At 72.5% G+C, this 25,385-nt stretch carries 22 protein-coding genes; 7 read left to right on the top strand and 15 right to left on the bottom strand.

All coding sequences use genetic code 11. From position 1 onward, the window contains the following. Positions 1-11: 11 nt before the first annotated feature. From WME98_RS10215 to WME98_RS10240, 6 genes are all read right to left on the bottom strand, one after another. On the bottom strand, positions 12-188 hold the full coding sequence (locus tag WME98_RS10215) for a hypothetical protein (RefSeq protein ID WP_437951140.1): 177 nt from the start codon (positions 186-188) through the stop codon (positions 12-14). 49 nt (positions 189-237) lie between these two features. Further along, positions 238-876, bottom strand: a complete 639-nt coding sequence (locus tag WME98_RS10220; protein ID WP_437951141.1) for a hypothetical protein — start codon at positions 874-876, stop codon at positions 238-240. Positions 877-1,115: 239 nt separating this feature from the next. Next, positions 1,116-2,123, bottom strand: coding sequence for a cupin-like domain-containing protein (locus WME98_RS10225; protein ID WP_437951142.1), 1,008 nt, complete (start codon positions 2,121-2,123; stop codon positions 1,116-1,118). Positions 2,124-2,172: 49 nt separating this feature from the next. Then, positions 2,173-2,706 (bottom strand): hypothetical protein, encoded by a 534-nt coding sequence (locus WME98_RS10230; RefSeq protein WP_437951144.1) that lies wholly within the window; start codon positions 2,704-2,706, stop codon positions 2,173-2,175. 180 nt (positions 2,707-2,886) lie between these two features. Next, on the bottom strand, positions 2,887-4,140 hold the full coding sequence (locus tag WME98_RS10235; RefSeq protein WP_437333203.1) for a hypothetical protein: 1,254 nt from the start codon (positions 4,138-4,140) through the stop codon (positions 2,887-2,889). A 194-nt stretch (positions 4,141-4,334) separates the two neighbouring features. Then, positions 4,335-4,808: a hypothetical protein gene (locus tag WME98_RS10240; RefSeq protein ID WP_437951145.1), complete on the bottom strand. Its 474-nt coding sequence runs from the start codon at positions 4,806-4,808 to the stop codon at positions 4,335-4,337. Between WME98_RS10240 and WME98_RS10245 the strand changes: the two genes are divergently transcribed. The 4 genes from WME98_RS10245 (at position 4,801) to WME98_RS10260 (ending at position 10,693) form a co-directional block, all read left to right on the top strand. After that, positions 4,801-5,346, top strand: coding sequence for a hypothetical protein (locus WME98_RS10245; RefSeq protein ID WP_437951146.1), 546 nt, complete (start codon positions 4,801-4,803; stop codon positions 5,344-5,346). The genes WME98_RS10240 and WME98_RS10245 overlap by 8 nt on opposite strands. 265 nt (positions 5,347-5,611) lie before the next feature. Next, a complete protein-coding gene (locus tag WME98_RS10250; RefSeq protein WP_437951148.1) occupies positions 5,612-6,247 on the top strand; it encodes a TVP38/TMEM64 family protein in 636 nt (211 codons plus the stop codon). A gap of 233 nt (positions 6,248-6,480) precedes the next feature. Next, on the top strand, positions 6,481-8,775 hold the full coding sequence (locus tag WME98_RS10255; protein ID WP_437951149.1) for a substrate-binding domain-containing protein: 2,295 nt from the start codon (positions 6,481-6,483) through the stop codon (positions 8,773-8,775). 205 nt (positions 8,776-8,980) lie between these two features. Next, positions 8,981-10,693, top strand: a complete 1,713-nt coding sequence (locus tag WME98_RS10260; RefSeq protein ID WP_437951151.1) for a hypothetical protein — start codon at positions 8,981-8,983, stop codon at positions 10,691-10,693. A gap of 67 nt (positions 10,694-10,760) precedes the next feature. On the opposite strand, the gene WME98_RS10265 is transcribed toward WME98_RS10260, so the two are convergent. After that, a complete protein-coding gene (locus tag WME98_RS10265; RefSeq protein WP_437951153.1) occupies positions 10,761-11,144 on the bottom strand; it encodes an SgcJ/EcaC family oxidoreductase in 384 nt (127 codons plus the stop codon). 162 nt (positions 11,145-11,306) lie between these two features. Between WME98_RS10265 and WME98_RS10270 the strand changes: the two genes are divergently transcribed. After that, positions 11,307-11,774: a hypothetical protein gene (locus WME98_RS10270; protein ID WP_437951154.1), complete on the top strand. Its 468-nt coding sequence runs from the start codon at positions 11,307-11,309 to the stop codon at positions 11,772-11,774. A 135-nt stretch (positions 11,775-11,909) separates the two neighbouring features. Here WME98_RS10270 and WME98_RS10275 read toward each other — a convergent pair whose 3' ends face one another. Beyond that, positions 11,910-13,193 carry a serine hydrolase domain-containing protein gene (locus WME98_RS10275; protein WP_437951155.1) on the bottom strand — a complete coding sequence of 428 codons (1,284 nt, stop codon included), beginning with the start codon at positions 13,191-13,193 and terminating at the stop codon, positions 11,910-11,912. A 335-nt stretch (positions 13,194-13,528) separates the two neighbouring features. On the opposite strand from WME98_RS10275, the gene WME98_RS10280 reads away from it, so the two are divergent. After that, the gene (locus tag WME98_RS10280; protein WP_437951156.1) at positions 13,529-15,166 is read left to right on the top strand and encodes a sigma 54-interacting transcriptional regulator; all 1,638 of its coding nucleotides are present in this window, start codon (positions 13,529-13,531) and stop codon (positions 15,164-15,166) included. Between the two features lie 4 nt (positions 15,167-15,170). Here the strand turns inward: WME98_RS10280 and WME98_RS10285 are convergent, their stop codons facing one another. From WME98_RS10285 to WME98_RS10295, 3 genes are all read right to left on the bottom strand, one after another. Next, positions 15,171-18,005, bottom strand: a complete 2,835-nt coding sequence (locus WME98_RS10285) for a serine/threonine-protein kinase (protein ID WP_437951157.1) — start codon at positions 18,003-18,005, stop codon at positions 15,171-15,173. A 145-nt stretch (positions 18,006-18,150) separates the two neighbouring features. Next, complete coding sequence (locus WME98_RS10290) at positions 18,151-19,185, bottom strand: DUF6268 family outer membrane beta-barrel protein (protein ID WP_437951158.1); 1,035 nt, start codon at positions 19,183-19,185, stop codon at positions 18,151-18,153. Then, positions 19,182-20,576: an alpha/beta hydrolase family protein gene (locus WME98_RS10295; protein ID WP_437951160.1), complete on the bottom strand. Its 1,395-nt coding sequence runs from the start codon at positions 20,574-20,576 to the stop codon at positions 19,182-19,184. The genes WME98_RS10290 and WME98_RS10295 overlap by 4 nt, the downstream gene beginning before the upstream one ends. A 58-nt stretch (positions 20,577-20,634) precedes the next feature. Between WME98_RS10295 and WME98_RS10300 the strand changes: the two genes are divergently transcribed. After that, positions 20,635-21,282 carry a TetR/AcrR family transcriptional regulator gene (locus WME98_RS10300; protein ID WP_437951162.1) on the top strand — a complete coding sequence of 216 codons (648 nt, stop codon included), beginning with the start codon at positions 20,635-20,637 and terminating at the stop codon, positions 21,280-21,282. Positions 21,283-21,358: 76 nt separating this feature from the next. Here the strand turns inward: WME98_RS10300 and WME98_RS10305 are convergent, their stop codons facing one another. The 4 genes from WME98_RS10305 to WME98_RS10320 all read right to left on the bottom strand — a co-directional run bounded on the left by WME98_RS10305 (position 21,359) and on the right by WME98_RS10320 (position 25,309). After that, complete coding sequence (locus WME98_RS10305) at positions 21,359-22,093, bottom strand: ferritin-like domain-containing protein (protein ID WP_437951163.1); 735 nt, start codon at positions 22,091-22,093, stop codon at positions 21,359-21,361. Further along, positions 22,090-22,767, bottom strand: coding sequence for a hypothetical protein (locus WME98_RS10310; protein WP_437951164.1), 678 nt, complete (start codon positions 22,765-22,767; stop codon positions 22,090-22,092). Before WME98_RS10310 ends, WME98_RS10305 begins: the two co-directional genes overlap by 4 nt. Positions 22,768-23,232: 465 nt before the next feature. Then, positions 23,233-23,883 carry a TetR/AcrR family transcriptional regulator gene (locus tag WME98_RS10315; RefSeq protein ID WP_437951166.1) on the bottom strand — a complete coding sequence of 217 codons (651 nt, stop codon included), beginning with the start codon at positions 23,881-23,883 and terminating at the stop codon, positions 23,233-23,235. A gap of 505 nt (positions 23,884-24,388) precedes the next feature. Further along, positions 24,389-25,309 (bottom strand): transposase, encoded by a 921-nt coding sequence (locus WME98_RS10320; protein WP_437951168.1) that lies wholly within the window; start codon positions 25,307-25,309, stop codon positions 24,389-24,391. Positions 25,310-25,385: the final 76 nt, after the last annotated feature.

Here is a 25,385-nt window from a genome sequence, read left to right on the forward strand (position 1 = left end):
GAGGTCTGCGTCTACACCGACTCGAACAAGATCCTCGTGCGCTCGGTCGACGAGGTGTACGACAAATCGCAGGTCAGAGACTCCTGGGACGGCGAGGCGACGGGCGCCGATCCGGGGCCGTCCTCGTCGTCCCCCGCTTCATGACCCTCGCCGTCGGCGACGTGCCAGGCCCGGACGAGCTCATTCACGGAGCGCTCTTTTCCCGGCGGCGCCCGCCGCTCCTGGCGCTCTCCTCGATCAGCCTGGTTGCGGGTGGGTCCGCCCAGGGTCGTCGCCGGAGGGAACCGCGGGTCTGGCGTCGAGCGGCCGAGATCTCCGGCGCTCCAGGAAGCGCCGCCAGTCCTCCTGGTCCCGGAGGATCTCCGGCCTCACGAGCAGCACGACGAGCCGCTCGCCGCGCGCGGGGAAGTCGGTGCGGAAGGGGACGAACTGACTGTTGCGAACGATGACGCTGCCGCTGAACGTGTGCGGGGGGTGCGTCGGTCGACCATCGAGCTCCAGGACGACACGCAGGTGGACGGCGTCGGGCTCCACCAGCCGAGGCCGCACTTCGAAGCGGAAGTCGTGCTCGGCGAGGCTGAGCTCGAGCTCCGGCGCCGGCGCGGGCTGCGCGGGGGGGACGCGCTCACCCCGCGTGAGCTCGATATCGGTGGTCACGTCGTCGGTGGCGAGCGCGTGCGCTCCCGACAGCACGCGGACGTCCCTGTCCGCGACAATCTCCTCGAAGCTCCTCCCGGCGAGGCGGGGCACGCTGTCCGGGTGCATGTCGATCAGCATCGCGTCGATGAACACCCGGGGAGGCGAATCGGCCGGCTGCGGCGAGCGCGCCAGCGCTGGCTCTCGCGAGCCACAGGCCGTGGTCAGCACAGAAAACATCGCTGCAAAGAGAGGGTTTCGCATCGGTCGGCCTGAAGAGCACCTCCCATGCCAGCCAAGCACGCGCGTGAAGCGCGCGGATGAATGCGTCCATGTTGCGCACCGGATGACGAGCTGTCGGGCCGAGCGCGCCCGCCGCGACGCTTTGTCATCCCGATCTCGCCGGAGGCTGATTCCGTAACGGCGCGCCATCGGCGACCGGGCTTCAGCCCCTGGAGCGCGGCGCTCCTCCTCGAGGGCTACGCCACGCTGCTCGGCCGGTACCAGTCGAAGTTGTTGTGGAACGGAAAGCTGTTGATCCCGAGGCTGATGCTGACGTCCAGCGCGCGGACGTGGTGCCACCAGCCGACGGGGATGAAGAGCGCCTCGCCCGGCTCGAGCATGACGTCCTTCACGAGCGCCGGGCTCATCGCGTCCTGCTCCGGATCCCGGTCGGCGTACATCGCGCGCGCCCCCTCGAACAGCGACGTCTCGAACGGCGCCATCATGCGGTATCGCTTCCTGCCGTACACCTGCCCGAAGAGGATGTTGGACGTGTCGTAATGCAGCGGCGTGACGGTCCCCGCAGGGCCGAGCCACAGCGCCGAGCTGCCGAGGAGCCGATGCGCGGCGCAGTACCCGTCCGGGAGGACCACGTCGCCCAGCAGCGAGCCGAGCCTCGTCCGCTCGAGGACGCGGTTGTTGGCGACCATGTAGAAGTCGTTCGTCTCCGTGCGGGCGGCCTCGATGCGCGCGACGAAGTCGCGCAGCGGCGTGCTCTGCGTGTGCTTCGCCGCGTGCATGTCGTAATCGGGATCGCTCATGCGTCCCGTCGTGACGTCGACCACGACGTCGCCGAAGGCCTCGGCCAGATACGCCGGCGTCCACCGGCCGAAAGCGGGCCAGCGGGTCACCACGTCGGTCAGGATGACCGGGATGTTCCCGGCGACATAGACGTCGCGAAACTCCGCGGCAGACACGCCGGAGCGCCGCGGAATCCCCGTCGGATCGAGGGCGTTCGACGCCATCCTCTGCTTGAGCCGGACCAGCATCTCCTGCTGCCGCGCCGCCCGGGCGAACGGCCGGGCAGCGAGGAAGATGGGCGAACGGACGATCGCCGAGAGCAGCTCGCTGGCCTGCGCGGCGCTCACGCCCGCCGCCTGGAGCTGCTCCGACACCGCGCCTTCCGACACGCCGCGGAGCAGGTTCTCCGTGGCCCAGCGCCACCACTCCGGCGCAACTTCCAGCTCGCGATCACGTTCGCCCATCGTCGACCTCATCAGGTGAAGGGATGCACCGGCACGACCCTCGAACGGCTCACTCGCACGGCTGGGGCGGCGGCATCGGCGGGATGATCTCGCCCTCCTCGCCGTCCGGCGGCGGCGGCGGCATCGGCGGGATGATCTCGCCATCATCCTCGATGGGGGGATGCATCGGCGGGATGATCTCTCCCCCGTCGCCGCACGGCGGAGGCATCGGCGGGATGATCTCTCCCCCGTCGCCGCACGGCGGAGGCATCGGCGGCGGCATCGGCGGGATGATCCCGCCCTCCTCGCCGTCCGGCGGCGGCGGCGGCATCGGTGGGATGATCTCGCCCTCGTCGTCCCGGGGGGGAGGCATCGGCGGGATCGCCGCCCCAGCGCCACACTCCTCCTCCGGCTGAGGCTCGGTGGTGGGCTGGTCCTCCTGACTCCCCTCCTCGACGACCGGCGCACCACAGGCCACCACGAAGACGGCCGCCGCCGCGGCGGCAGCGCGGGATACCCCACGAACCAGGGCCGCCGTTCGGGGCGGGGGCGTGGGCCGCGGCGTCAACAAGGATGCATCGTCCACAAGAAAGAACCGTGACATGAACACCTCCACGCCTGCGTCGTGCACGGCATGTGCCATCCCGTACAGCGCCTGATCTCCCTGAAGTTCGCGCTGTCGATGGCCCTGGCCCGGAGCCTCCGTCGCGCCTGGCCCAGAGTGGCTCAAAGCCGTGGCCCAGCGCTCCGCGGCGCGAGCTGGGCGCGGCGCGCGCGAGCGCGGTCAAGCTCGGCGCAGCGCGCGCGCGAGCGCGGCGTCGTCGACCTCCTCCTCGGCGGCGTGCTCCAGCGCCGCGCGGAGCGCGTCGTCGGCCGTGGCCTCGGCGGCGACGCGGATGCGGTCCCGCGCCTCGGGGTAGCCGGCGATGCGCAGGAGCAGGGCCGCGCCGAGCCGGCGATCCGGCGGAGAGTCGGCGTCGTCGAGGGTGTGGAGCACGTCCTCGGGGCTCAGCGCCGTGGCCCTGTAGTCGCCGGCGGAGACGAGCTTGCGGAGGTCGTCGAGCCACGCCGCGAGGTCGCGGCCGCGCCGCTCCAGCGCCTCCGCGCCGCGCGGCGCCGCGCTGCCGACCGCGGACGCGTGCGCCTCGCGGATGCGCTGCGCGAGCGCCTCGGTCAGGTCTTCCCCGGCCTCGAGCTCGACCGCGGGCTCGCCGCGCCGGCGCGCGAGCACGAGCCGATCGCCGCGCGCCTGCACCGCGGTGAGCTCGGTGTAGGGGAGCCAGACGCTCGAGAACGGCCGCTCGACGCGCACGCCGTCGCTGCCCACCACGACCTCGGTGCGGCGAACGGCGCGGCGGAAGAGCCAGGTGGACCCCAGGCTGAGGGCCAGCCACGCCACGGCCAGCGCGGCGCTGCCGAAGATCGGCCTGGAGATCGCGCCGAGCGCGCCGCCCCAGAGCACCATGAAGCCCGGCAGGCCGACGCAGCCGGCCACGAGCTCGCGGTTGACGCCGCCCAGCGAGACCGCGACGCGCCGCTCCGCCGGGCCGATCCGGAGCGCCGCGAGCAGGCGCTCGCCGTCGCGCTCCCGCGCGACCTGCACCTCGAGCACCCGGCCGCCGCGCAGGTGGAGCTCGACCCGGACGCGCGGCTCGGTCAAGAGCAGGCCCGACACGATCGTGGCGCGCGGGATCGAGCGCTCCGTCGCGCCGCGGGCGAGGCGCAGCCCGGCCGCCCCGGCGGACACGCGCACGGGGCGCCTCGGGCCGAAGGCGGTGGTGCTGAGCAAGGCGCTCGCCAGGGCGAGGACGAAGGCGAGGAGCACGCCGAGCAGGACCAGGGCCAGCGTGCCGAACGCGGTCCGCTTGAGGCTCCCGTCGTCCAGCACCTCGGCGAAGACGACGGCCATCGTGCTGCCGACGAGGGGCACCACGATCGGGAGCAGCGCGACGCCCCCGAGGACGCGGCCCACGGCCTCGTAACGCCACGCGACGCGCGGGCTCGTGAGCTCGAAGGGGGGCCGGGAAGCAGACGGCATGTCGCGACCGCCGGCTCAGCTCGACCGGGGAGGATCGCCGCCGCGCGGCGCGCGCGAGATCGCATACGCCGGCCGGCCGTGCCCGGCGAAGGCCGCTTGTGCGCGCGCGGTCGCGCGCATCGCCGCCTCGCCCGCACGCCCGCAACCGCGCTGGCGCGGCCCACTCCTCCGGTTGTGCCTGACACGCGCGGGGTTCACTGGTAGAGTCGCAAGCATCGCTTGGGCCATTCTGCGCCCTTTGTTGAGGAGATCTCCAGTATGTCCTTCTCGGCTCGTTCCTTTGCCTTCTTTGCTGCGCTTGCGCTTGCGTCCGCGGCGGCCGCGTGCGGCGGTACCTCGAGCTCCGGAAACGACGGTGGCGGCGGCGCCGGCGGCGCCGGCGGCGGCCCCGCTGGCCCGGGGAGCACCTCCTCCGGCGTCACCAGCAGCGGCATCACCAGCGGGAGCGCCACCACCGGAAGCGCCACCACCGGAAGCACCACCACCGGGAGCGTCACCAGCACCAGCGGCGCCACGACGGGAACCGGGGGCAGCGACGTCACGAGCAGCACGTCGACCGGCAGCACGGGTTCCGGTGGGTGCAGCATTTTCTGCTCCGACTTCGAGGGGGGCTCGCTGCCTTCCGAGCTCCAGTTCTTCCCCGAATACCAGCGCAGCAATATGGGCAACTACGTCAAGCTGGACAGCACGGGTCACAGCGGGACGGGTTCGGTGAAGGTGTCGGGCACAGACTTCAGCCAGATGCTCGGCGTCGCCGTCCCGAGCAAGTTCTGGGGCAGGGTCTACCTCAAGAGCGATACCGACATCCAGATGGGCCACAACACCTATGTCGCGGCGGTGTCCGGCACCGGCGATCCCAACGACGGCGAGGCTATCCGCATCGGCGAGCACCAGTGCCAGCTCGAGCTGAACCGCAAGAGCGACGACGCCGAGAAGCTCTCGAACGGCGGGATGTACACGTGCTCCGGCGGCGTGAAGCTCGTCGCGAACACCTGGTACTGCCTCGAGTTCTATTACGACGGCCCGGGCAGGGAGGTGCGCGTGTTCGTGGACAGCAAGGAGGTGGACGCGATGCACGTCACGGACTGGGGTCCGTACGACTACAAGCTCTTCAAGTTCGGCTTCGAGAAGTACCACGGCAACGCCAAGACGATGTGGTACGACGATCTCGCGCTCGGGGCGGAGCGCGCCGGCTGCGGCACGTGATGAGGGGAGCGCCGCGCGGATGACGCTGCGCGGGGCGGCGCTCGTCTCGCTCACGGACGACGAGATCGACAAGGGAAGGTCACCCTGTCGATCTCCAGAATTTGACAAGATCGACCCCTAGTGTCAATTCTGTCGAGTGCGGCAGTCCCATTCACCGGCCGATCGCGCGCTCGAGCCAGGCGGCGCCAGCGCCGCGGGCCTTGCCTCGACCTCGCCTATACCGCCCGACGGCGCCCGCGCCCTCCGCGGGGTGAGGCTCGGCGCCGTGGCGGCGGTGGCCGCTCTCCTCGTCGTCGCGCAGCGCGCGGGCGTGTTCGAGACCTTCGGCGAGCCCGCGCGGATCAAGCAGGCGCTCGTGGAGCTCGGGCCGTGGGGGTACGTCGCGTTCGTGGCGGCGTACGCCGCGCTTCAGCCGTTCGGCGTGCCGGGTACGGTGTTCATCGTGGCGGCGCCGCTCATCTGGCCATGGCCGACGGCGTTCGCGCTCTCCATGGCAGGGACCATGGCGGCGAGCGTCGTTGGCTTCTCGTTCGCGCGCTTCGTCGCGCGCGACTGGGTAGCGAGGCGGGTGCCGGCGCGCTTCCGCGCCTATGACGAGGCGCTGGAGAAGCGGGCCTGGCTCACGGTGTTCGTGCTCCGCCTCGTCTTCTGGATGCCGCCCATGCTCCACGTGTTCTTCGGCGTCTCCAGGGTTCCGTTTTGGACCCATTTCTGGGGCTCGCTGGCCGGGTACGTCCTGCCCCTCCTGGCGACCGCCTATTTCGGTCCGAAGGTCTTCGACTTCCTGCGCGGCGCGCCCCCCGCGGTGTGGGTCGGCATGGGCGCGATGACGGTCGCCATCGCGCTCGTGCTCTTCCTGGCGCAGCGTTCGAAGCGGGGAGCGGGGCGGAGCGCGCCGTAAGCCAGAGATCGACCAGCGCCACGCGCGCGCGGCTCGTTTCGAGGCCGTCGACAGGACCGATACGCTATCGAAATGGCGTCGTTCTTCTCCGTGCTGCTCGGTCGCTTGACGGCCCTGAGGGCCACACGCGCGGCGCTCTCGACGTCGATGCCCAGCAGAAGCCCGCGTCCAGATCATGGTATGGATGCACGAGGCAGCGCAGCCGCGGGGCGGTGAGCAGGGAGAGCGGGGCGATGGTTCAAGCTAGCCGGAGCAGTGACGTCGAGTCGCCGGAGCCGCCGGGCAGCCAACCTGGCGGCTCGGGCCAGGGAGACTGCGCGGCCGGACGACGAGCCATGGGAGACGAGGCCGGCCGCTCGATGCGCGATCCGGGCCGCCCCGCAGCGCCACCCCTCCGCGGAGCGGGCGTGCATGGAACGCGCCGTGCATATACCATCGGCGTTATCTCCCCCTATCTCGACGGCTCGTTTTGGAACCCGGTCCTCCAGGGCATCCACGAGGCAGCGCGGCAGCGCGGTTGTCGGACGCTGGTATTGCGCGGCACGCCCGCCACGCTCCAGGCCCCGTCGCTCGCCAGAGAGCAGGTGGATGGGTGGATCGTCGTCATCGGGGTGAGCGGCATCGAGCAGCTCGCTGCTGAGCGGGTCCCGCTCGTCGTCGTAGGCACCCATGTCCACCAGGGCAACTGCCCGTCGGTGATCCCGGACAACCGCAGCGGGATCCGGAGCGCGGTGCGCCATCTGATCGAGCACGGGCACCGGCGCATCGCGTTCGTTGGCTGCTTCCACGAATCCGATGTGGTCGTTCGCTTCGAAGGCTACAGAGAGACGCTCGCGGAGGCGGGGATACCGTTCGATCCCGAGCTGGTCATCCGGAGCGACGACAACTGGTATACCGGAGGCGAGAACGCCGCTCCGCAGCTCCTCGCGAAGCGGCATGCGTGCACGGCGGCGGTCTTCGGGACGGACAAGAACGCGCTCGGGATGATGCCGTTGTTGAAGGTGGCAGGCGTCCGTATCCCGGAGGACATGGCGATCGTCGGCTTCGACGACGTGCCGGACGCGCAAGCGATGGACCCGCCGCTGACCACGGTGCGCCAGCGGTTCGAGATGATGGGGAGCGCCGCGTGCAATCTCGTCGTGTCGATGCTCGACGGCCAGACCGCCCCGCCCGATCTCGTGCTCACGCCGACCACCTTGATCCAGCGGCTCTCGTGCGGATGCGACGTGATCCAGAGCCTCCTCGACGAGGACGCGTCGTCCGGGGAGGACGAGGGCGGCGACCTGGACCGGCGGATGGTCGAGCTGCTCCTCGCGCCCCAGCGCCTCGCGCCCGATACGTCGCCCGCCGCCGTATGGCCAGGGGTCGCCCTGGTGCTCGCGGGGTACTCCGCGGCGATCGAGGGCACCGCGCCCCCTCCGACGAAGGAGCTGGAGCGCGCTTACCAGCAGGCGATCGGCATCACCCCGGATATCGGCACCTTGATGGCGATCGTCCGCCTGCTCCGCCTGTCCTACGAGCGGCGCCGCCAGCGGCTGGGTGGAGACGCGGGGTCCGCGCAGCGGGTCGCGGCGTTCCTGGACAGCGTGCACCTCTCGATCGCCCGGGCTCGGCTCACGGTGGAGACGGACGCCGTCGCGCAGCTCGGGATGCTCGTGAGGTCCAACTATGAGGTGGGCCTGTCGCTGCTCAGCGGCTCCCAGCAGGAATCCCTCTCGCTCTCCTGGCTCGCGAAGACGCCCGCGCTCTGGGGCTGCCTTGCGCTCCGGGAGGACGCGACGACGCTCGTCGTCGCCGGCGCCTACAGCCGCGACGGCAGCGCGACGCCCCCGATCGGCAGCCGCTATCGGCTGGAGGCGTTTCCGCCTGCGGAGCTGCTGCCCCCCTCGGCCGCGAGCGGCGAGCTCATGATGCTCCTCCTGCCGATCCGCACCGTCCAGCACGACTGGGGGATCCTGGCGCTCATGGGGCCGACACTCCGCGAGCTGACCGGCGACGAGGGCACGGTCGGGATCTGGGCGTCGCAGCTCGCCGCGGCCCTCGAGCGCAACGAGCTCGTCCAGTCGCTCTCGGCGAAGAACGACGAGCTGCAGACCGCCTACGCGACCGAGCGCACGCTCTCGGACGCGGTCCGCGAGCTCGGTTGCCCGCTGATCCCGCTCCTGCCCGGCGTGCTGCTCGTGCCGCTGGTCGGCGCGATCGACCGGGACCGCGCCCTGCAGGTGCTCACGGCCGTGACCGAGGGCGTGGGCCGGCATGAGGCGCGGTTCGTGCTGCTCGACATCACCGGCGTGCCGGCCGTGGACGCGCAGGTCGCCCACGCGCTCGGCCAGACGAGCCGCGCGGTCGCCCTGCTCGGCGCGCGCGTCATCCTGGTCGGCATGCGACCCGAGATCGCCAGGAGCCTCGTGGACGTGGAGCTCGGCGATCTATCGACGTACTCGTCCTTGGCGGGCGTCCTGCACGAGCTGACGACAGGCGTCCTCCGCCCTGTCGGCGCGCGGCGCGGCGCGGCGCGCATCGCCTGACGGCCGGGGCCAGGGGAGCCACGCTCAGGCATCGTCTCACGTTGTCTCTCTCCTCGGACGAGGGCCCTCGGTCGATCGTCGGCTGAATGCCGTGTTCGCCTCGAGCATCGGAGGTGGCATGGCCAGAGACTTCACGTCGATCGGTTCGACATCCAGGCTTCACCAGCGTGTCTCCGCCGCTTTGCTTCTCGCAGCCCTCGTTCCCATGAGCGCGTGCGAGCCGGTCGAGCGCGGCGGCTCCGCACAAGGCGGCGGCGGCAGCGGCTCCGCGGGCGACGGCGGCAGCGGCTCCGCACAAGGCGGCAGCGGCTCCGCGGGCGACGGCGGCAGCGGCTCCGCACAAGGCGGCAGCGGCTCCGCGGGCGACGGCGGCGGCGGCTCCGCACAAGGCGGCGGCGGCTCCGCGGGCGACGGCGGCGGCGGCTCCGCACAAGGCGGCGGCGGCTCCGCGGGCGACGGCGGCGGCGGCTCCGCGGGCGACGGCGGCGGCGGCTCCGCACAAGGCGGCGGCGGCTCCGCGGGCGACGGCGGCGGCGGCTCCGCACAAGGCGGCGGCTCGCCAGAGGCCTGCGTGCCGGGCTCGACCATCGCGTGCTACTCCGGCACCGCGGGGACAAGCGGTGTCGGGCGCTGCACAGCGGGGGTGCAGACCTGTCATTCCGATGGCTTCGGCTACGGGCCCTGCACGGGTGAGGTGACCCCTTCGGCGGAGGTCTGCGCCACACCGGAGGACGAGAGCTGCGACGGCGACCCCCATTGCCCGCGGCCGCCGGCCTGGGCGCGCGGGTTCGGCGGCACCGGCGCCGATCTCGGGCTGTCCATCGCCAGCGACGCCATGGCAAACTATTACGTCACCGGCTACTTCGAAGGAACGGTCGACTTCGGCGCCGGCCCTCTGACCAGCGCGGGTGGACAGGACGTCTTCCTTCTCAAGCTCGACCCCTCGGGCGCGCTGCTCTGGAGCAAGCGCTTCGGCTCCCCCTTCAACGAGATCGGATGGGCCGTGGCCGTCGACGGGAACGGTGACGTCCGGCTCGCCGGCAGCTACCACGGCGACCTGTCGGGCGAGACCGCGGGCCTCGATTTCGGCGGGGGCGCCATCCCGGACGTGAGCTCGATGTTCGTGGCCAAGCTCGACGCCGACGGCAACCACATCTGGAGCGATGGTTTCGACCTCTACCTCAACGCCGGTGAGCTCTACGTGCGCCAGATGGCCGTCGATGCGCTCGGCAACGCGTACATCGCCTTCGAGGAGCCGGGCCTCACCAGCATCATGAAGGTGGACGCCGCAGGCCACGCCCTCTGGCTGCGCCCCCTGGGAGGGTACGCGAGCTATGCAGCGGACCTCGCGCTCGACAGCGCCGGCAACGTAGCGGCGGCATATCGAGTAACCTTCGATGGCCGCCTCGTGTACGCGCTCGTCTCCAAGCTCTCTCCGGCGGGCGATGTGTTATGGCAGGGGCTGGGAATCGAGGAAGCGGGCCATGTCTCGGTGGCGGTCAACCCGGCGGACGAGATCCTCGTGACGACCTCGGTCACTGGGCTCGGGACAACGCTCACGAAGCTGGATGAGAACGGCGGGCATGTCTTCACCCGTCCGATCTCCGCGAACGACGAGCTCGCCATCGACCCTACCGGCAACATCTTCGTCTCAGCAGGCGGTGTCATCATGCTCGCCCCCGACGGCACGGAGCGCTGGAGGGTCGGCGTCGAGGCCGGCACATCGAATATCGCCGTCTCTCCGAACGGCGCGGTCGCCGTCACCGGCGGCGTGTTTGGAGCCGTGGACTTCGGGACCGGCCCGATCTCTTATGCGGGAGGCCGGGATGGATATGTCGCCGTGTTCAATCCGCCCGCGAGCGGCGGTGAAGGTGGAAGCAGCAGCGACGCCGCCGGCGGCGGCGAAGAGCTGCCATGACGCGCCACGGCGGTCCTGTGGCGACCAGGCGAGCCGTCGCGGCGCGCCCCGGCGGCCTCGCGCCGCATCAGGCGATGATCTTGCGGAAGAGCTCCACGTCGTAGAACTCCCGGACCAGGCGGAGCTGGCGCCGCTCGTTGAACACGAAGTTGCCGATCCCCTCGATGCCGACGTGATCGCCCTTCCTGGTCCGCAGGTCCAGCGACCAGCGCACCGCGCTCTCATCCCCGCAGGCCATGATCTCGCGGACTTGCACGTTCGCGCGCTCGATCTTCGGCTTGGCCGCGCGGAGAAAGCCGATGATGGCCTCCCGCCCGCGGAGCGGCGGGGCGCCCACCGGATCTTCGAGGACCCCGTCGGGCGTGAAGAGGGCCGCGAAGGCCTCTTCGGTGTCGTTGAAGGCGGTGTGGAAATAACGCTCCAGGAACTGACGAACCTCGGCCTCGGTCATGGGCTCAGGATACCGAGCCGCGGCGCGCGCGCATAGGCCGGCCCGGCGCCGGGCGCGACAACGTCCCCGTCGCTCCTCATCGAGCGGCGGGGCCAGGTCAGCATCGGCGGCCTCCTCCGGACTGCGCCGCTCCGCGAGGGCGCCGAGCCCGGCCCGGGCCCCGTGGTGCGCCTCGCGCGCGGGGAGCTCGACGCGGGCGCCATCGAGGTCGAGGAGGGCGACTTCGACTTCGCCGGCGGCCGCCTGAGCACCGGCAGCTTCGTGGGCGATCTCGTCAACGCGCAGGCCGGCGAGCTCTCCGTGGGAGAGGCGTACCCGTCGACGGGCGTGGCCGGCGATTACCGCCAGGGCCCGAGCGCCGCGCTGCGCATCGCCGTCACGGGCCCGGGCGCCGCGCCGCTCCTGGAGGTGGATGGGGACGTGAGCCTCGGCGGTGTCCTGGAGGTGGTCCCGGCCGACGACGCCGCGTCGTTCCAGGCCGGCGACACGATCGCCCTGCTCGGCTGGAGCGGCGAGCTCACAGGCACCTTCGCGGAGGTGAGCATCGCCCTGCCGCTCGCGCCCGGGCTCGCGTGGGACACCTCCGCGCTGTACACGACCGGGGAGATCACCGCCGTGGCCGCGCCCTGAGCCGGCGGCGCAGCCCGCGCCGCCCCACCGGCGACAGCGGCCCAAGCCGGGCGCAATCGCGAGCAGCGCCGCGCCGCGCGTGGGCCGCCGCCCCGCCGTCCCCGTTCACGCCCTCACCGGGAGAGCCCGCGCCCCTCACTCGTCGACGACCGCCTGGATGATGCCGTCGAAGAACTCCCCGGTCCCGACCGCGTCGAGCATCCGGCTCCACCCGATCTCGTCGAACGGGTTCGGCAAACCGTGGTTGGTGAGCAGGATCCCGAACAGCTCGCGGCTGCGGTCGATCCACATGAAGGTCCCCGCGCCGCCCGCCTTTCCGTAAGAGCCCCTCGAGAGGCGCATCCCACCGCTGGAGAAGCGGCGCGTCGCGAGCTCCCAGCCATAGCCCTTGGGCGTCGACAGCAGGTTGGACAGCGGGGACACATCGGTCTCCGCCGCCGAGACCTCGGGCGTCTGGTTGCTCACCATCGCCGCGGCGGCGTTGCGGCTCAAGACGCGGACGCCGCCGTACCTGCCGCCGTTCAGGATCATCTGGCAGAAGACCGCCATGTCGATCGCCGTCGAGAAGACGCCGTCGCAGCCGACGATGCCGCCGAGCGCATAATCCTGCTCGTCCTGCACCTCGCCGCGGACCACCCGGCCCCGGATCTCGGAGTAGCCCGTGGCCGCGGTCCGCGGGATCAGCGCCGCCGGCGGGTTGAACGTCGTGTCGCGCATGCCGAGCGGGCCCCAGATGCGCTCCTTCGCGAAAGTGTCGAGATCCACGCCCGCGGCGACCTCGATCACCCGCCCGAGGAGCCGGTAGGTGAGATCGCTGTAGAGCACCTGCGTGCCGGGCAGGTACTCGAGCGGCGACTCGGCCATCCGCCGCCAGACGCGCTCGTCGTCCGGATCCTCCAGGAACGGGGCGTCCATCGGCAGGCCGGCCGCGTACCGGAGCATGTCCCGCACGGTGATGCGGCGCTTGCCGTTGGCCGCGAACTCCGGCACGAAGTCGGCGACCCGATCGTGCAGCCGCAGGACGCCGTCCTGCACGAGGATCAGCGCCGACGTGGCCGTCGCCAGGACCTTGGTGATCGAGAGCAGGTCGAACAGCGTGTCGAGCGTGACCGGCTCGTGCGCGCCGCGAACCCGGGTGCCGAACGCCCGGTGCCCCACGATCCTCCCCTGCCGCGCGATCAGGGCGACCGCGCCCGGGAAGAGGCCGTCGTTCACGCGGCGCTGGATTCTCGCGAAGGCGTCCTCGATGCGCTCCGAGCTCAGGCCCACGCTCTCGGGCCGCCCGGGGACGAGCCTGTCGTAGACCGGCGCATGCATCGGCGCGTGCGCCTCGGCCACCCGGGCCGACAGGACCGATGGCGCGAACGCAGCCACCGCCGCCGTGCGGCCCAGCCCCTGGAGAAGACGCCTGCGATTCAAAGATCCATGCTCAGTGCACATGATCGCTCCTGATCCGTGGGGTGGCGAACCGCGATCCGTGGGGGCCAAGCCGCGCCGTTGCAGAGGCCGCTCGGAGGCGCTCCGCGCGCTGTGGGATCGAGGTCGTCATCGCCGCTCTCAGCGGTCGTGGAGCGTGGAGCAGGACGCGTGCCGGGCGGCGAACCCAGCAATTTGCGGCGATGCCGTCCGTTCGCTCCGGCGACCGGCGCGCGGGTCGTGCATCCGCCTGCACGATCCGTACGATCTGCACGGGTTTGCATCATTCGTGCAGATCTTCGTGCGGATCGATGCGCGGCCCCGCGTAGGATGTGCTCGTGGACGAAGGCTTTCCCGGCGGCGATGCGCGGGGCTCCTGCACGACCCTCCGGCTCGCGATCGTGGCGGGCAGCACGATCGCCTTCGCCCCCCTGCCGCCCCGCGGCTGCGTCGTCCTCGGCCGCGACGAGGGGTGCGACGTGCGCATCGAGGACCGCTCGGTCTCGCGCCGGCACGCCGTCCTCCACGTCGGCCCCCCGCTCCGGATCGAGGATCTCGGGAGCGCCAACGGCACCTTCGTCGGCGAGCAGCAGCTCCCGGGGGTGACGGCGCGGACCCACCGGCTGCGGCGCCTGTCGCGGGACAGCGCCGAGATCGGCATCGGCGAGCGCTTCAACCTCGGCGCGACGACCATCGTCGTCGGCCGCGCGCCCGCGGAGGCCGCCGCGGCGCCCGACTGCTGCGCGCCCGCGGACGTCGTGGTGCGGGCCCCGGCCATGCTGGCGCTCTACGAGCAGGCCGCCCGCGCCGCGCGGAGCCTCATCAGCGTGCTCATCCTCGGCGAGACCGGGGTGGGCAAGGAGGTGCTCGCCCGGACCCTCCACGCGCGCTCGCCGCGGGTCAGCGGCCCCTACGTCGAGCTGAACTGCGCCGCGCTGCCGCCGTCGCTCCTCGAGGGCGAGCTCTTCGGCCACGAGAAGAGCGCCTTCACGGGCGCGAGCCAGGCGCGCCCGGGCCTCCTGGAGTCGGCCCACGGCGGGACGCTCTTCCTGGACGAGATCGGCGAGCTGCCGCTCGCCTTCCAGGCGAAGCTGCTCCGCGTCCTCGAGGACCGGAAGGTGCTCCGCATCGGAGGCCGCACGCCCCGGCGGATCGATCTGCGCTTCGTGGCGGCGACCAACCGCGATCTGGAGGCGGAGGTCGCGCGCGGCGCCTTCCGGCAGGACCTCTACTTCCGGCTGAACGGCATCTCTCTGGTCGTCCCGCCGCTGCGCGAGCGGGTCGCCGAGATCGGCCCGCTCGCCGACAGGTTCCTCGAGGAGGCGTGCCGGCAGCTGGAGCAGCGCAGCGCGCCCCGCCTCTCGCCGGAGGCGCTCGCCGTCCTCGAGGCGTACGCCTGGCCGGGGAACGTGCGCGAGCTGCGCAACGTCATCGAGCGCGCGGCGGTCCTGTGCGCGGGGGATTCGGTCCAGCCCGCCGATCTGCCGCCGCACCTGACGAGCGGGGGCGCGGGCCCGCTCAGCGGCTCCGCGCCGCCGCTGAGCGGGCCCGCGCCCCTGAGCAACGCCGCGCCGCCGTCGAGGGGCTCCACGCCGCCGCCGGCGCCCCCGGCGCCGCCGGCCGGCCCCGCGCCGCCGTCGAGGGGCTCCACGCCGCCGCCGAGGGGCTCCACGCCGCCGCCGGCTCCCCCGGCGCCGCCGGCCGGGGAGGCCGCCAGGGCGCGCGGGGGGCCGCCGGGCGAAGGCGCCGAGGGCGCCGGGCCCGCGGAGCCGCCCACGCCGACGCCGCACTCCGAGGAGATGGAGCGGCTGCGGCTCGAGATGAGGGCCGTCGATCGCCAGCGCGTCCTGGAGGCGCTCGAGCAGTCCGCCGGCAACCAGACGCGCGCCGCGAAGCTCCTCGGCATCTCGCTGCGCACGCTGATCAACCGCATCGACGCGTACGGCATCCCGCGGCCGCGCAAGCGGTCGCCCTGAGCGCTCACGAGCTGGACGAGAGGGCGGCGCCGCCCTTGCGGAGCGTGCTGGTCGCCCCCTCGCGGATCCCGCGGAGCGCCGCCTCGACGTCCCGCTCCGCGCCCAGGGCGAGCCCCCGCTCCGCCAGCGCGCTCGCCGCGGCCGAGTCGCTCCCGGCGAGCGCCTGCTCGGCGGCGTGCAGGTAGAACTCCACGGCCAGCCGCGGCTCGCCGCCCCGCTCGAAGTGCTCGGCGAGCACCTTGGCGTCGTGCTCCCCCGCCTGGAGGAGCCACTCGGCCGCGAGCCTGTGGCCGAGCGCGCGATCGTGGTCCGGGAGCATCGCGTAACAGCCGTCGCGGATGAGCGCGTGCCGGAACGCGTACTCCTCCTGGTCCGAGAAGCGGCTCTGCTCGCGCCGCTCGAGGAGCTCGCGCTGGAGCATCCAGGGGAGCCAGTCCACCGCGAGGGTCGAGCCGCCGGCGTCGCCCAGGAGGGCGAGCGCCCCCTGCTTCCAGAACGTCTCGCCGAAGACGCTCGCCGCCCGGAGCAGCCGCCTCGCCTCCGGGGGGATCGCCTCGAGCCGCGCCTCCACCATGCCCAGGATCGTCTCCGGCAGCCGGTCCGCGCGCCCCTCCGCGACCGCCCGGATGAGCTCCTCGAGGTAGAAGGCGTTGCCGCTCGCGCGCTCGACGAGGCGCGCGACCTCCGCGGGCGGGAGGCCGTCGCCGAGCATCTGCCGCACGAGCTCCTCGGCGGCGCGGCGCGGGAGCGCGCCGAGCGTCATCTCGTGGACCTCGCTGCCCTCCCAGAGGATGGGGAAGACCTTGCGCACCTCGACGCGCGCCAGGTAGAGCACCGCGAACGGCCGGTCGCGGAGCTCCCGGAGCCCCCGCGCGATGAGCTTGAGCGACGCCGCGTCGCCCCACTGGATGTCCTCGAGCACGAGCAGGTACGGCCCCGCCGCGCACGCCGCCTCCATGAAGTCGAGGTAGGCGAGCGGGATCTGGTCGGCCAAGAGGGCCGGGCTCTGCCGCGCCTCCTGGAACCGCGGGTCGGCCTCGCTCGGGAACGGCGTGCCCACGATCTCGCCGAGGAAGGCGGCGATCCGCGTCCTGTCGCCCGGGCCGAGCGCCGGGGCGCGCGCGACCAGCGAGAGGAGCCGCTCGCGCTGCGCCGGCGCGGGCTCGCCGCCGGTGATCCCGGCCGCGCCCCGGAGCGCGGAGCCGAGCAGCGAGAACGGCGACCCGGCGCTCAGCGAGTCGCCGCGGCCGACCGCGACGGTGATCTCGGGGTGCCGCTCCCGCAGGACCTCGATGAGCTCGTAGCGCAGGCGGGACTTGCCGATCCCCGGCGGCCCGGTGATCAGGATGGCGCGGGGCTCGGGCCCGCTGAAGCTGTCCTCTAGGAGCTCGCGCAGGTTCCGGAGCTCCCGGTCGCGGCCGACGTAGGGGCTCGGCTTGCCGAGGAGCGTCCGCGCCGACCGGCCGACCTCCCGCTCCTGCAGCAGGAAGAACGTGCCGGACCGCGCCGCCTCGATCTCGAAGCGCGCGTCGAGCAGCGACCGGGTGACGTCGTCGATCCGCACCGGATCGGGCTTCCGTTCCGGACGCGCCCGGGCCTCGAGCTCGGCGAGGGCGAGGAGCGCGGCCGCGCGGTCCATGACGGGCCCGACCGGGAGGCTGCCGGTGTGCTCGGCGCGGCCGGTCGCGAGCACGACCGAGGCGTCGGGCAAGATCTGTCCGAGCTTCATGGCGCACCGCGCCGCGCGCGCGGCCTGCTCGACCGCGTCGCCCACGCCGGCGATCGAGAGCACGATCGTCCCGTCGGCGAGCGCGTCCACGCGCGCGCCGAACGGCTGCGCGCTCGTGTGGAGCTTGCGCGTGAGGTCTCCCGGCATGGCGGCGACGAGGGTGTTGGCCGAGCCGTCGCACGAGGCCGGGTGCAGCTCCTTCGCGGCCACCATCGAGAGCAGCCGGAGCTCGCCCGTGGTGATCGCCTCGTACAGCACGGGCGGCGCGGCCAGGCCGCTGCTCGGATCGCGCTCGAGGGCGTCGAGCGCCTCGAGCACGGCCGAGCCGTCGCGCGGCCGCTGCTCGGGGTCCTTGGCGAGCATGCGGGCGACGAAGTCGTCGAGCTCCTGCGGCAGCTCGGGGCGGAGGTGCCGCACGCGCGGCGGGTCTTCCATGAGGAGCTTGGCGAGGAGGGCCATCACGTGCTGGCCCTGGAACGCCGGCCTGCCCGTGAGGCACTCGAAGACCACGGCGCCGAGCGAGAAGATGTCGGCCCGCGCGTCGAGGCGGTCGCGGTCGCCGGTGGCCTGCTCGGGGGCCATGTAGCCCGGCGTTCCCATCACCGAGCCGGTGCGCGTCAGCGCGCCGAGGGTGCGCTTCGTCCTGGCGATGCCGAAGTCGAGCACCTTGAGGCCGGCGACCTCGCCGCCGACGAGCAGGAGGTTGCCCGGCTTGATGTCGCGGTGGACGATGCCCCGCGCGTGCGCCGCCCCGAGCGCCTCGGCGGTCGCGCGGAGCACCGCGAGGCTCTCCTCGAGGTCGAGCTTCTGCCGGGCGAGGCGCTGCGCGAGGCTCTCGCCTTCGAGCCACTCCATGGCGAGGTACGGCACCTCGTCGGGGGTGACGCCGTGGGCCACGTGGCGGACGATCCTCGGGTGATCGAGCTCGGCGAGGATCCGGGCCTCGTGCTCGAAGCGGTGGGCGGCGCTCCGGTCGGGCTGGCCGAGGAGCTTCAGCGCGACCGGCGCCCCGGTGGCCCGGTCGAGGGCGCGGTAGATCGTCCCCATCCCGCCGGAGGCCGCGACGCGCTCGATCTCGAAGCGGCTGTCGATGACCTCTCCCGGGCGCATGAGGCGGAGGATGCACCGGGGTCGAGCCGCCATCAACGGTCCGGCGCCGGGGGCGCCTGGTGTGCGCCTCGCCCCCACGCCGCGGCGTCGCGAGGGGAGAGTGCCCCTCTGGACGCGTGGTGGAGCCATCGCGGCCGGCCGCGCCTCAGCTCCTCGGGATACGCCACGTCGCGCCGGCGCGGAAGAAGAGCACGTTCGGGATGCTCTGCCCTTCGCCGGGGATGCCGTCGTCATCGGCGTTCATCGGCTCGAAGCGACGGTACAGGCTGTGGCCCGCCTGGGCGGTCAGCCACACCGTCCCGAAGGCGCGCACGCCGAGCGTCACGCCCGCGGTCGCGACCGAATAGGCGATGTGATCGACGCAACGCTCGGGCCGCGCCACCCGCTCGTCCGGCTCGGTCGCCGGGTCGTCGGCCGGCTGGGCGGCGCAGGGCCACGCGTCCGCGACGCGCGCGTCGCGCACCGCGTAGGCGTTCCCCGCCAGGTCCGCGCGCAGGCCGAGCTCGACGCGATCCGAGAACAGGAGCTTCGCCGTCGCGAAGCCAGGGAGGAAGGCCTCGAGGCGGAGGTACGGCGTCGGTGTCCAGTCGACGTAGGCGGCCGGCAGCGGGAGGAACGTGCCAAAGCTGAACGACGCGAGCGCGCCGCCCCCGAGCACGAGCTGCTCCGAGAGCGTGTTGGTCACGAGCCCGAGCGCGCTGATGCGGGCGAGCCCGCCGTCGAAGCCCTCGAAGTCGCCCGCGAGCCCGGGCGCGACGCGCAGCGAGAGCGACCAGTCGCGGGGGAGGAGCTGGACGAACAGCACGGAGACATCGACGGAGTGAAAGGCCCGGAGCTGATCGAAGCCGGGCATGGCGTCGGCGTAGGAGACCGCTTCGACGTGGTACATCGCCCCCGGGATCAGGAACGTCTTCTCCCCGAGGGGGAGGGGCACGTTGACGCTCGCCTCGTACGACGTGACCTGCGCCCGCGTCGGGCGTGGGTCCTCGAGCGCGGCGCCCGGCATGTACTGCGCGCTCAGGTCCGCGAGGTCGGGGAGCTGGGCCCACGCGGCGCCGGGCGCGAGGACCCACAGGAGCGCCGCGAGGGCGAGGAGCCGCGCGGCCCGCGCGATCCAGCGGGGGGCGCCTCCTCGAAGCTGCGCCGCGGAGCGCGCGGCGGCGCGATCGGCGGGCCTCATCGCGTCACCCGCTCGTCGAGCCAGTCGAAGAGCCGCGCCTGGGCCAGGAGCTGGTTGCCGCCCTGGCAATGCACCTGCGACGCCGTGCTCGCGTCGAACACCATCATGTGCTTCGGGCACGTGAGCGCGCCGTAGAGGCGCTCCGACTCGCCCGGAGATGCGTCCTCGGCGCTGCCCTCCATGATCAGCGTCTCGCAGCGAATGTTGGCGACGCCGTCGCTGTTGTCGTACTTGCCGAGCTCGTCGATCGCCTGGTGCGGCGTCGAGACACCGTGCTTCCAGGTCACGTCGTTGAAATACCAGCGCGCGTCAGGCAGCGCGAGCGACGCGGCGTCGATGGCGCGGTCGAAGGCCGCGGGCCCGCGCCTGTGCAGCGCGAGCAGGCCGGGAATCGAGGCGAAGTGGCGCATCATCGCGTCGCGCCAGCTGACGACGCCCGGATTGGCGACGAGGGCGCGCAGGCGGCGCTCGCGCGAGGCCGCTCGAGGCGCGAGGTAGCCGCCGAACGAGAGGCCCATCAGCACGAGGTTCCCCGCGTCGAGCCGCTCGTCGCGCTCGGCGAAGTCGAGCACGCGGCCCACGGGGACCTCCCAGTCGGGCCGGAACGGGTGCCCGTGGAGGCGCAGCGAGGCGCCCTGGCCCGGGCCGTGGAACGAGAGGACGTGATAGCCCCGCTGGAGCGCGCCGTCGATGACCCACATCGTATCCTCGGGCCATGCGTGGAGGCCCTGCTGCAGCACGATGGCGGGCGCGCGCGCGGCGCCGGGCGCGTAATGGACGCGCCCGTAGAGCACCCCGCCCTCGTAGGGGATGTCGACTTGCCGCGAGTCGTAGCCCCGCATGCGGAGCGCCCGCCCGTGCAGGTCGAGCCCCGCGACCGTCGCCTCGACGAGGCGAGGATCGGCGCGATCCGCGTAGCGCATCAGCCCCGCCCGGTAGTACGCGCCCGCGCGGAGGAAATGCGACGCCGCGCTCCGCGTATGGCCGCGGGCCTCCGCCTCCTCGCCGTAGGCTCGCACGCGCTTCGCGGTGGCAAGCCACTGCTCGAACCACGAGCGCTCGTCGCCCGGGCGGATGCGCGTCGCCGTGTCGAGCACCTCGCCGACGTCGGTCAGGCCCATCGACGAGAGGCCGAGCCAGAACACGACCTGCGCGTCCATCACCGGCTGGCCGATGAACTTGTAGCGGTGCCAGACGCCCGCCGCCTGGCCCTGCCCGAGCGCGTCGTCGCCGTGGAACCGGGCGGACTCGACCTCCTTGTCGAGCCCACGGCGGCCCGACGCGTAGCCGAGCGCGGCCGCGCTGCCCGCGACCGCCGTGTGGGTGAGGAACCTCCGCCGGTCGATCATCCATGCATCTCCAGCGCTGGACAAAACAAACGATTCAAACATATGTTTGAATCATTGACATCCGCGCGGAGCGTTGTCAAGGTGCGTTTCAAACAAGCGTATGAGCGACCGAGACCCCCCTGCCCACGCGGACGATCCACGCCAGCGGCTCGTGGTCGCCGCGATCGACCAGATCGAGAAGCACGGCGTCGGGCAGGCGACGGTGCGGAGGATCGCGGCGGCGGCGGAGGTGAACATCGCCGCGGTGAACTACTACTTCCGGTCGAAGGAGGCGCTGCTCGCGACGGCGCTCGAGGTGTCGATTCGCAACATGCTCGAGCACACCGAGGAGTTCCTCGCCCGGATGCCCGACGATCCGATGGAGGCGCTCAGCGGGCTGCTCGGCTACCTCCTCGAGGGCTGCCTGCGCTTCCCGAACCTGAGCCGGGCCCACCTGCACGACGCGTTTCACGCCGACGACTACAGCGGTCCTTTCCCGACGCTCTTCGCGCCGGTGGTCGTGCGCCTGCGCGATGTCGTCCGGGCGGCGGTGCCTGGGCTGGAGGAGCGGGCGGCGGCGCGCCGCGTGGTGGCCGCGCTCTCGGCGGTCCTGTTCCCGGGGTTCTTCGCGGGGCTCTACGAGGGGCTGAGCGCGCTCGGCTCGCCGGCCGACCGCGTCACCTACGCGCGCGAGCTGGCGCGGCAGACCCTGGCGCCCGCGGAGACCGTGGCGCCCGCGGCCCGCGGCAAGCGGCCGAAGCGCGGGTGATCGGCGAGGGTCACCCGAGGGGACGGGTTCCGGCGACGGGGGAGGGTGTCCCGGCGGCGCGCGAGCGCGCGGCGGGTCAGCACGCGAAGTAGCGACGGAGGCCGGGGCGGATGACCTCCTCGATGGTCTCGTCGAGCAGCACGCGCGCATTCAGGCCGCTGCACAGCCCGAGCTGCTCGCCTTGCGGCGGAGCGTCGTGGGGCGGCAAGTGCGCGTGCTCGTGCTGCACGAGGTGCCGGAACGCGACGGGGAAGTAGCGCTCGACCGCGGTCCGCTCCGCCGCGGAGAGCTCCGGCGCGACCTGCTCGAGCAGGCGCCAGCCGAAGCGGGCGTGCCCGACCTCGTCGGCATAGATGCGCGTCAGCAGCTCGAGCAGCGGCCCGGGCGGCATCTCCAGCCGCTCGGCGCCGATCAGGGCCACGGCCACGGTCTCGCTCATGCAGCAGACGTGGATCACGTTGCGGAGCACGGCGGCGCGGGGGGGCGCGTCGCGGTGCAGGGGAAACTCCGGGCGCTCCGGGACGCTCGCGGTCGCGGCCCCGCCGAGGGCCTCCACCACGGCGCCGCAGAGGATCCCGTGCCGGCGCTCCTCGGCGGCGAAGCCCCGGCACGCGTCGGCGAGCTCCTTCGGGAAGCCCGCCTCGGCGAGCTGGCGCGCGAGCGCCTCGAACACCGCCGACGACGCGTGCTCGTTCACCATCCGCCCGTGCCAGGTGCGGATCGCCGAGGGGAACAGCGCCGCCGGATACCCGCTCACGTCCAAGGCTCGGGCGCGCGCCTCGTCGCGGAGATCGAGCTGCGAGGCGTTCATGCGACCTCCGGCGCGGCGTCGGCGTCGAGCGCCGGCGGGACCGGGGGGCCCCACGGCGTGCAGAACGTCTGGGAATAGAGCTCCTGCTCGGGCGCGACCACGTTGCCGAAACAGCAGACGCTGCGGACCGGCTCGGCCTCCCGGTACGAGATGGCGCCGGCGCCCACGCCGACGATCAACGCCGTGCAGCAGTTCACGAAGGAGGCGTCCTCCGCGAGGGCGGCCACCTCCTGCTCGGAGAGGCCTGCCCCGCGCTCGGGCGCGCGCTCTGCCGTGTAGCCGAGGCAGCAATCGAGCTCGGCGCGAGGGCGGGCCTCCGCGTCGTCGAGGCTCGCCGGCTCGGCGCACGCGAGCTCGGGCGGCTCCGGTTGGGCGGCCTCGGAGCAGTCCGGATCGCCTTCCGCGGGCGTGCAGCCGGGCGCGGGCTCCTCCGCCGTCGGCGCTGCCCCGCCGTCGCCGGCGTCCTCTCCGGCCGGAGCCGCGTCGTCGGGCGCGTCCGGCGATCCCGGCGCGTCCGGCGCTTCCGTCGCGAGGTGCTCGTCGGGATCCAGATCCGATGACGGCCCGCCGGTGGTGATATGCCCGCCGCAGCCGACCGAGGCGCCATAGGCCAGCGCCCCCAGCGCGACCCTCGCCGCCGCACGCAATGCTGCCCGTCTCGTCTCCTCACGCATACAGTTCGCCTCCACGAAAGGTGGTACGCGCTGCGGAGTGCCTCCGCTGCGGTACAAGCCGCTCGCGCGGCCCGCGTGAATCAGCGTACGCGCGCAGGAAAGCGGAGGGAATCTGCATTTTCTACACAGCATTGAATCAAAAATCCGAACAATGGCGCCGCGGTCCCTGCCGTCGCGGCGCTCACGAGGGCGCGGGCATCGCCGCGCGGCTGCCGGCGTGAATGCGACGGCCGCTGATGCTCGGAGGGGTGTTCTCGCGCGCTTCGAGCCTTATCGCGGCGCCGGGATGGCGGCGTGGAGCTCCTCCGGGGGCGCCGTCGAGGACGGACACGTTGCCGTCGTCCGGCCGGTGAGCACCTTTGGCGCGAGCAGGCGGCGCTGGCCTGCTCTGCGGTGCTCCGCGAGGCGCACGATACGCGTGCGTCGACCCCTCGGATTCCTGGTCTGTCGTGCCAGCGCCGTGGATCACGTCGTGGGGGTGAACGGGGCCCGCCACAGCCCGACGAGCGCGTCCACCAGCCCGACCGCGGCGGCGTCCCACGTTGCTCGCGTCGTGGCGGTGCCCGCTTGCAGCGCCCGCTCACGCTCGGCGCACATGTGCACGATGAGCTGCCGGCTCATGTCGCCGCGCTCGGCGCGCACCTCCTCCGGGAGGACCGGCATGAGCCGGATCAGGCCTTCGATGGTCTCCTGCATCGACGTCGAGGCGACCGTCTCGTCGATCACGATGCGGCGGAAGGCAGGGTCGGTCGTCGCCTGGGCGATGAAGCGCGCATACCAGCTCGGGCTGCCCAGCGAGGCGAGGTGCTCGGTGAGCGGCCGCACCAGGCACCCGATCCAGTCGCGCAGGTCGGACGAGCCCTTGATCGAGGCCAGCATCTCCGCGCGCCGTCGCTCGATGGCCGAGGCATGGCGGCGGACGATGGCGAGCACGAGGTCGGCCTTGGTGCCGAAGTGATAGCCGACCGCAAAGTTGTTCGCCTGCCCCGCGGCCTCGCTCACCTGACGGTTCGAGACCGCCGCTACCCCCTGCTCGGCGAAGAGCCGCTCCGCGGTGGCGACGATGAGCTCGCGGGTCTCGTTCCCGTGCGCTTGCCTGACCCTCGAGCTGGACATGATCGCCAGCATACCAGAGGCGCGACCCGACCCGGGTTGACCCGCGTCCGTCGCGACCCGCGACCCGCGACCCGACCCGTGACGCGCGACCCGACCCGGGTTGACCCGCGTCCGTCGCGCGACCCGACCCGGGTTGACCCCGCGACCCGGGTTGACCAGCCCGGCGCGACCAGCCCGGGATCGACCCGACCCGGGTTGGCCACCGAATCGACCCAGGTCGGCAATCATGTGCCCCCGACGCGACTCCACCCGCGACGCAGCGCGACCCGGGTTGAGACGTGCAACGTGCAACGTGCCCCGACCCGGGTTGACCCGCGAACCTCGACCCGGGTTGACGGTCACGGCGGTGGTCTAACGCAGGTTGCGGCGACCTGTGGCCGATCGCCCGAACCGGGTTGGCAGTCGCGCCGCGACACGGAGGCCACTCGCGTCGCCCGCCACACGACCATGCTGGGCGGCCCAATCCAGGTTGTGGCCGCTCCCTGCGCGCGCAATTGCGCCGCGTCTATGCCGAGAGCACGAGGTCCTGCACCATGACGCCGTGAAACACGCGCATCCACCACGTCCCCGCCGGGAATACGACGCTGCGCACCCCGGCGCGCCAGCGTTCGAGCGCCGCGCGGTACGAAGCGCGAAACGCCCGCACCGCAGCACCAGCGATGCGCCAAGCATCCCCCTGCTCGCTGCCGACCGCGAACGTAGGATTGCATCCGCGCAGCGCCTCAAAGCTCGCAGCACGCGCGTAGGGGGAGACCTCACGTACTCGCTCGGCGCCCAGGAAACGACGCCCCTGCCGCAGCAGCTCCGCATGAGCCTGCGCTTCCTGGCGCTCGAGCTCGGCGGCGACCTCTTGACGGAAGGCCTCCGCGCCGTCCTGTTCAATGACCGGCGGCAGCGAGAGCGAGAGCGTAATTTCCTCAGGCCACTGAGGGTTTTCCGGGTCAAGATACGCAGAGGGGCGCGCGGCGCGCAGCACGCCGTGACCGAGCGCGTCCATATCCACCTTGGCGCCCGGCCACTCACGCGCATGTCGGACGAGGCCTGCAGCCACGGGATTTGCGAGTACATACGCGATCTTCTCCACTACGGCCGCGCGCGTCAGCAGCCGTACCACGCTCGGGGCCTCATGGTCCCACACCGGTCCTTCCCATGTGCGGAGCACCTTCGTGCCGAGCGCGACGATGCGATGGAAGAACTGTAGGAAGCGCGGCAAAACGCCCGCCACGTCGGTCACGATCAAGTGCAGATGCGTTGACATCGCGCAGAGCGCGTGGACCCGGAGGCCATAGCGCCGCGCGGAAACCGCCAGGGCGTAAATCAGGAGCTGAGTGATCGCGGCGTCGGGGCGGAAGAGCAGATGTCGACGCAGGACGCGACGGGTGATCATGTACGTGGCGCCGGGAATGATCTCGCGGGGCTGGCTCATGGCTGAGCGTGCACTGGCAAACACCATACCAACAGTTCCCGCGGGTGATTTCAAGGAGTTACATCAGCTCCGTGGG

It is taken from the genome of Sorangium sp. So ce296 (assembly GCF_051529605.1).
GTDB lineage: Bacteria > Myxococcota_A > Polyangia > Polyangiales > Polyangiaceae > Sorangium > Sorangium cellulosum_D.

What these genes read in the sequence shown, in the direction of transcription:
- WME98_RS10220 (WP_437951141.1), bottom strand. Translation starts at nt 876, where the DNA reads ATGTTTTCTGTGCTGACCACGGCCTGTGGCTCGCGAGAGCCAGCGCTG.
- WME98_RS10225 (WP_437951142.1), bottom strand. Translation starts at nt 2,123, where the DNA reads ATGGGCGAACGTGATCGCGAGCTGGAAGTTGCGCCGGAGTGGTGGCGC.
- WME98_RS10230 (WP_437951144.1), bottom strand. Translation starts at nt 2,706, where the DNA reads ATGTCACGGTTCTTTCTTGTGGACGATGCATCCTTGTTGACGCCGCGG.
- WME98_RS10235 (WP_437333203.1), bottom strand. Translation starts at nt 4,140, where the DNA reads ATGCCGTCTGCTTCCCGGCCCCCCTTCGAGCTCACGAGCCCGCGCGTC.
- WME98_RS10245 (WP_437951146.1), top strand. Translation starts at nt 4,801, where the DNA reads ATGGGCAACTACGTCAAGCTGGACAGCACGGGTCACAGCGGGACGGGT.
- WME98_RS10255 (WP_437951149.1), top strand. Translation starts at nt 6,481, where the DNA reads ATGGTTCAAGCTAGCCGGAGCAGTGACGTCGAGTCGCCGGAGCCGCCG.
- WME98_RS10260 (WP_437951151.1), top strand. Translation starts at nt 8,981, where the DNA reads ATGAGCGCGTGCGAGCCGGTCGAGCGCGGCGGCTCCGCACAAGGCGGC.
- WME98_RS10265 (WP_437951153.1), bottom strand. Translation starts at nt 11,144, where the DNA reads ATGACCGAGGCCGAGGTTCGTCAGTTCCTGGAGCGTTATTTCCACACC.
- WME98_RS10285 (WP_437951157.1), bottom strand. Translation starts at nt 18,005, where the DNA reads ATGCGCCCGGGAGAGGTCATCGACAGCCGCTTCGAGATCGAGCGCGTC.
- WME98_RS10290 (WP_437951158.1), bottom strand. Translation starts at nt 19,185, where the DNA reads ATGAGGCCCGCCGATCGCGCCGCCGCGCGCTCCGCGGCGCAGCTTCGA.
- WME98_RS10295 (WP_437951160.1), bottom strand. Translation starts at nt 20,576, where the DNA reads ATGTTTGAATCGTTTGTTTTGTCCAGCGCTGGAGATGCATGGATGATC.
- WME98_RS10300 (WP_437951162.1), top strand. Translation starts at nt 20,635, where the DNA reads ATGAGCGACCGAGACCCCCCTGCCCACGCGGACGATCCACGCCAGCGG.
- WME98_RS10305 (WP_437951163.1), bottom strand. Translation starts at nt 22,093, where the DNA reads ATGAACGCCTCGCAGCTCGATCTCCGCGACGAGGCGCGCGCCCGAGCC.
- WME98_RS10310 (WP_437951164.1), bottom strand. Translation starts at nt 22,767, where the DNA reads ATGCGTGAGGAGACGAGACGGGCAGCATTGCGTGCGGCGGCGAGGGTC.
- WME98_RS10315 (WP_437951166.1), bottom strand. Translation starts at nt 23,883, where the DNA reads ATGTCCAGCTCGAGGGTCAGGCAAGCGCACGGGAACGAGACCCGCGAG.
- WME98_RS10320 (WP_437951168.1), bottom strand. Translation starts at nt 25,309, where the DNA reads ATGAGCCAGCCCCGCGAGATCATTCCCGGCGCCACGTACATGATCACC.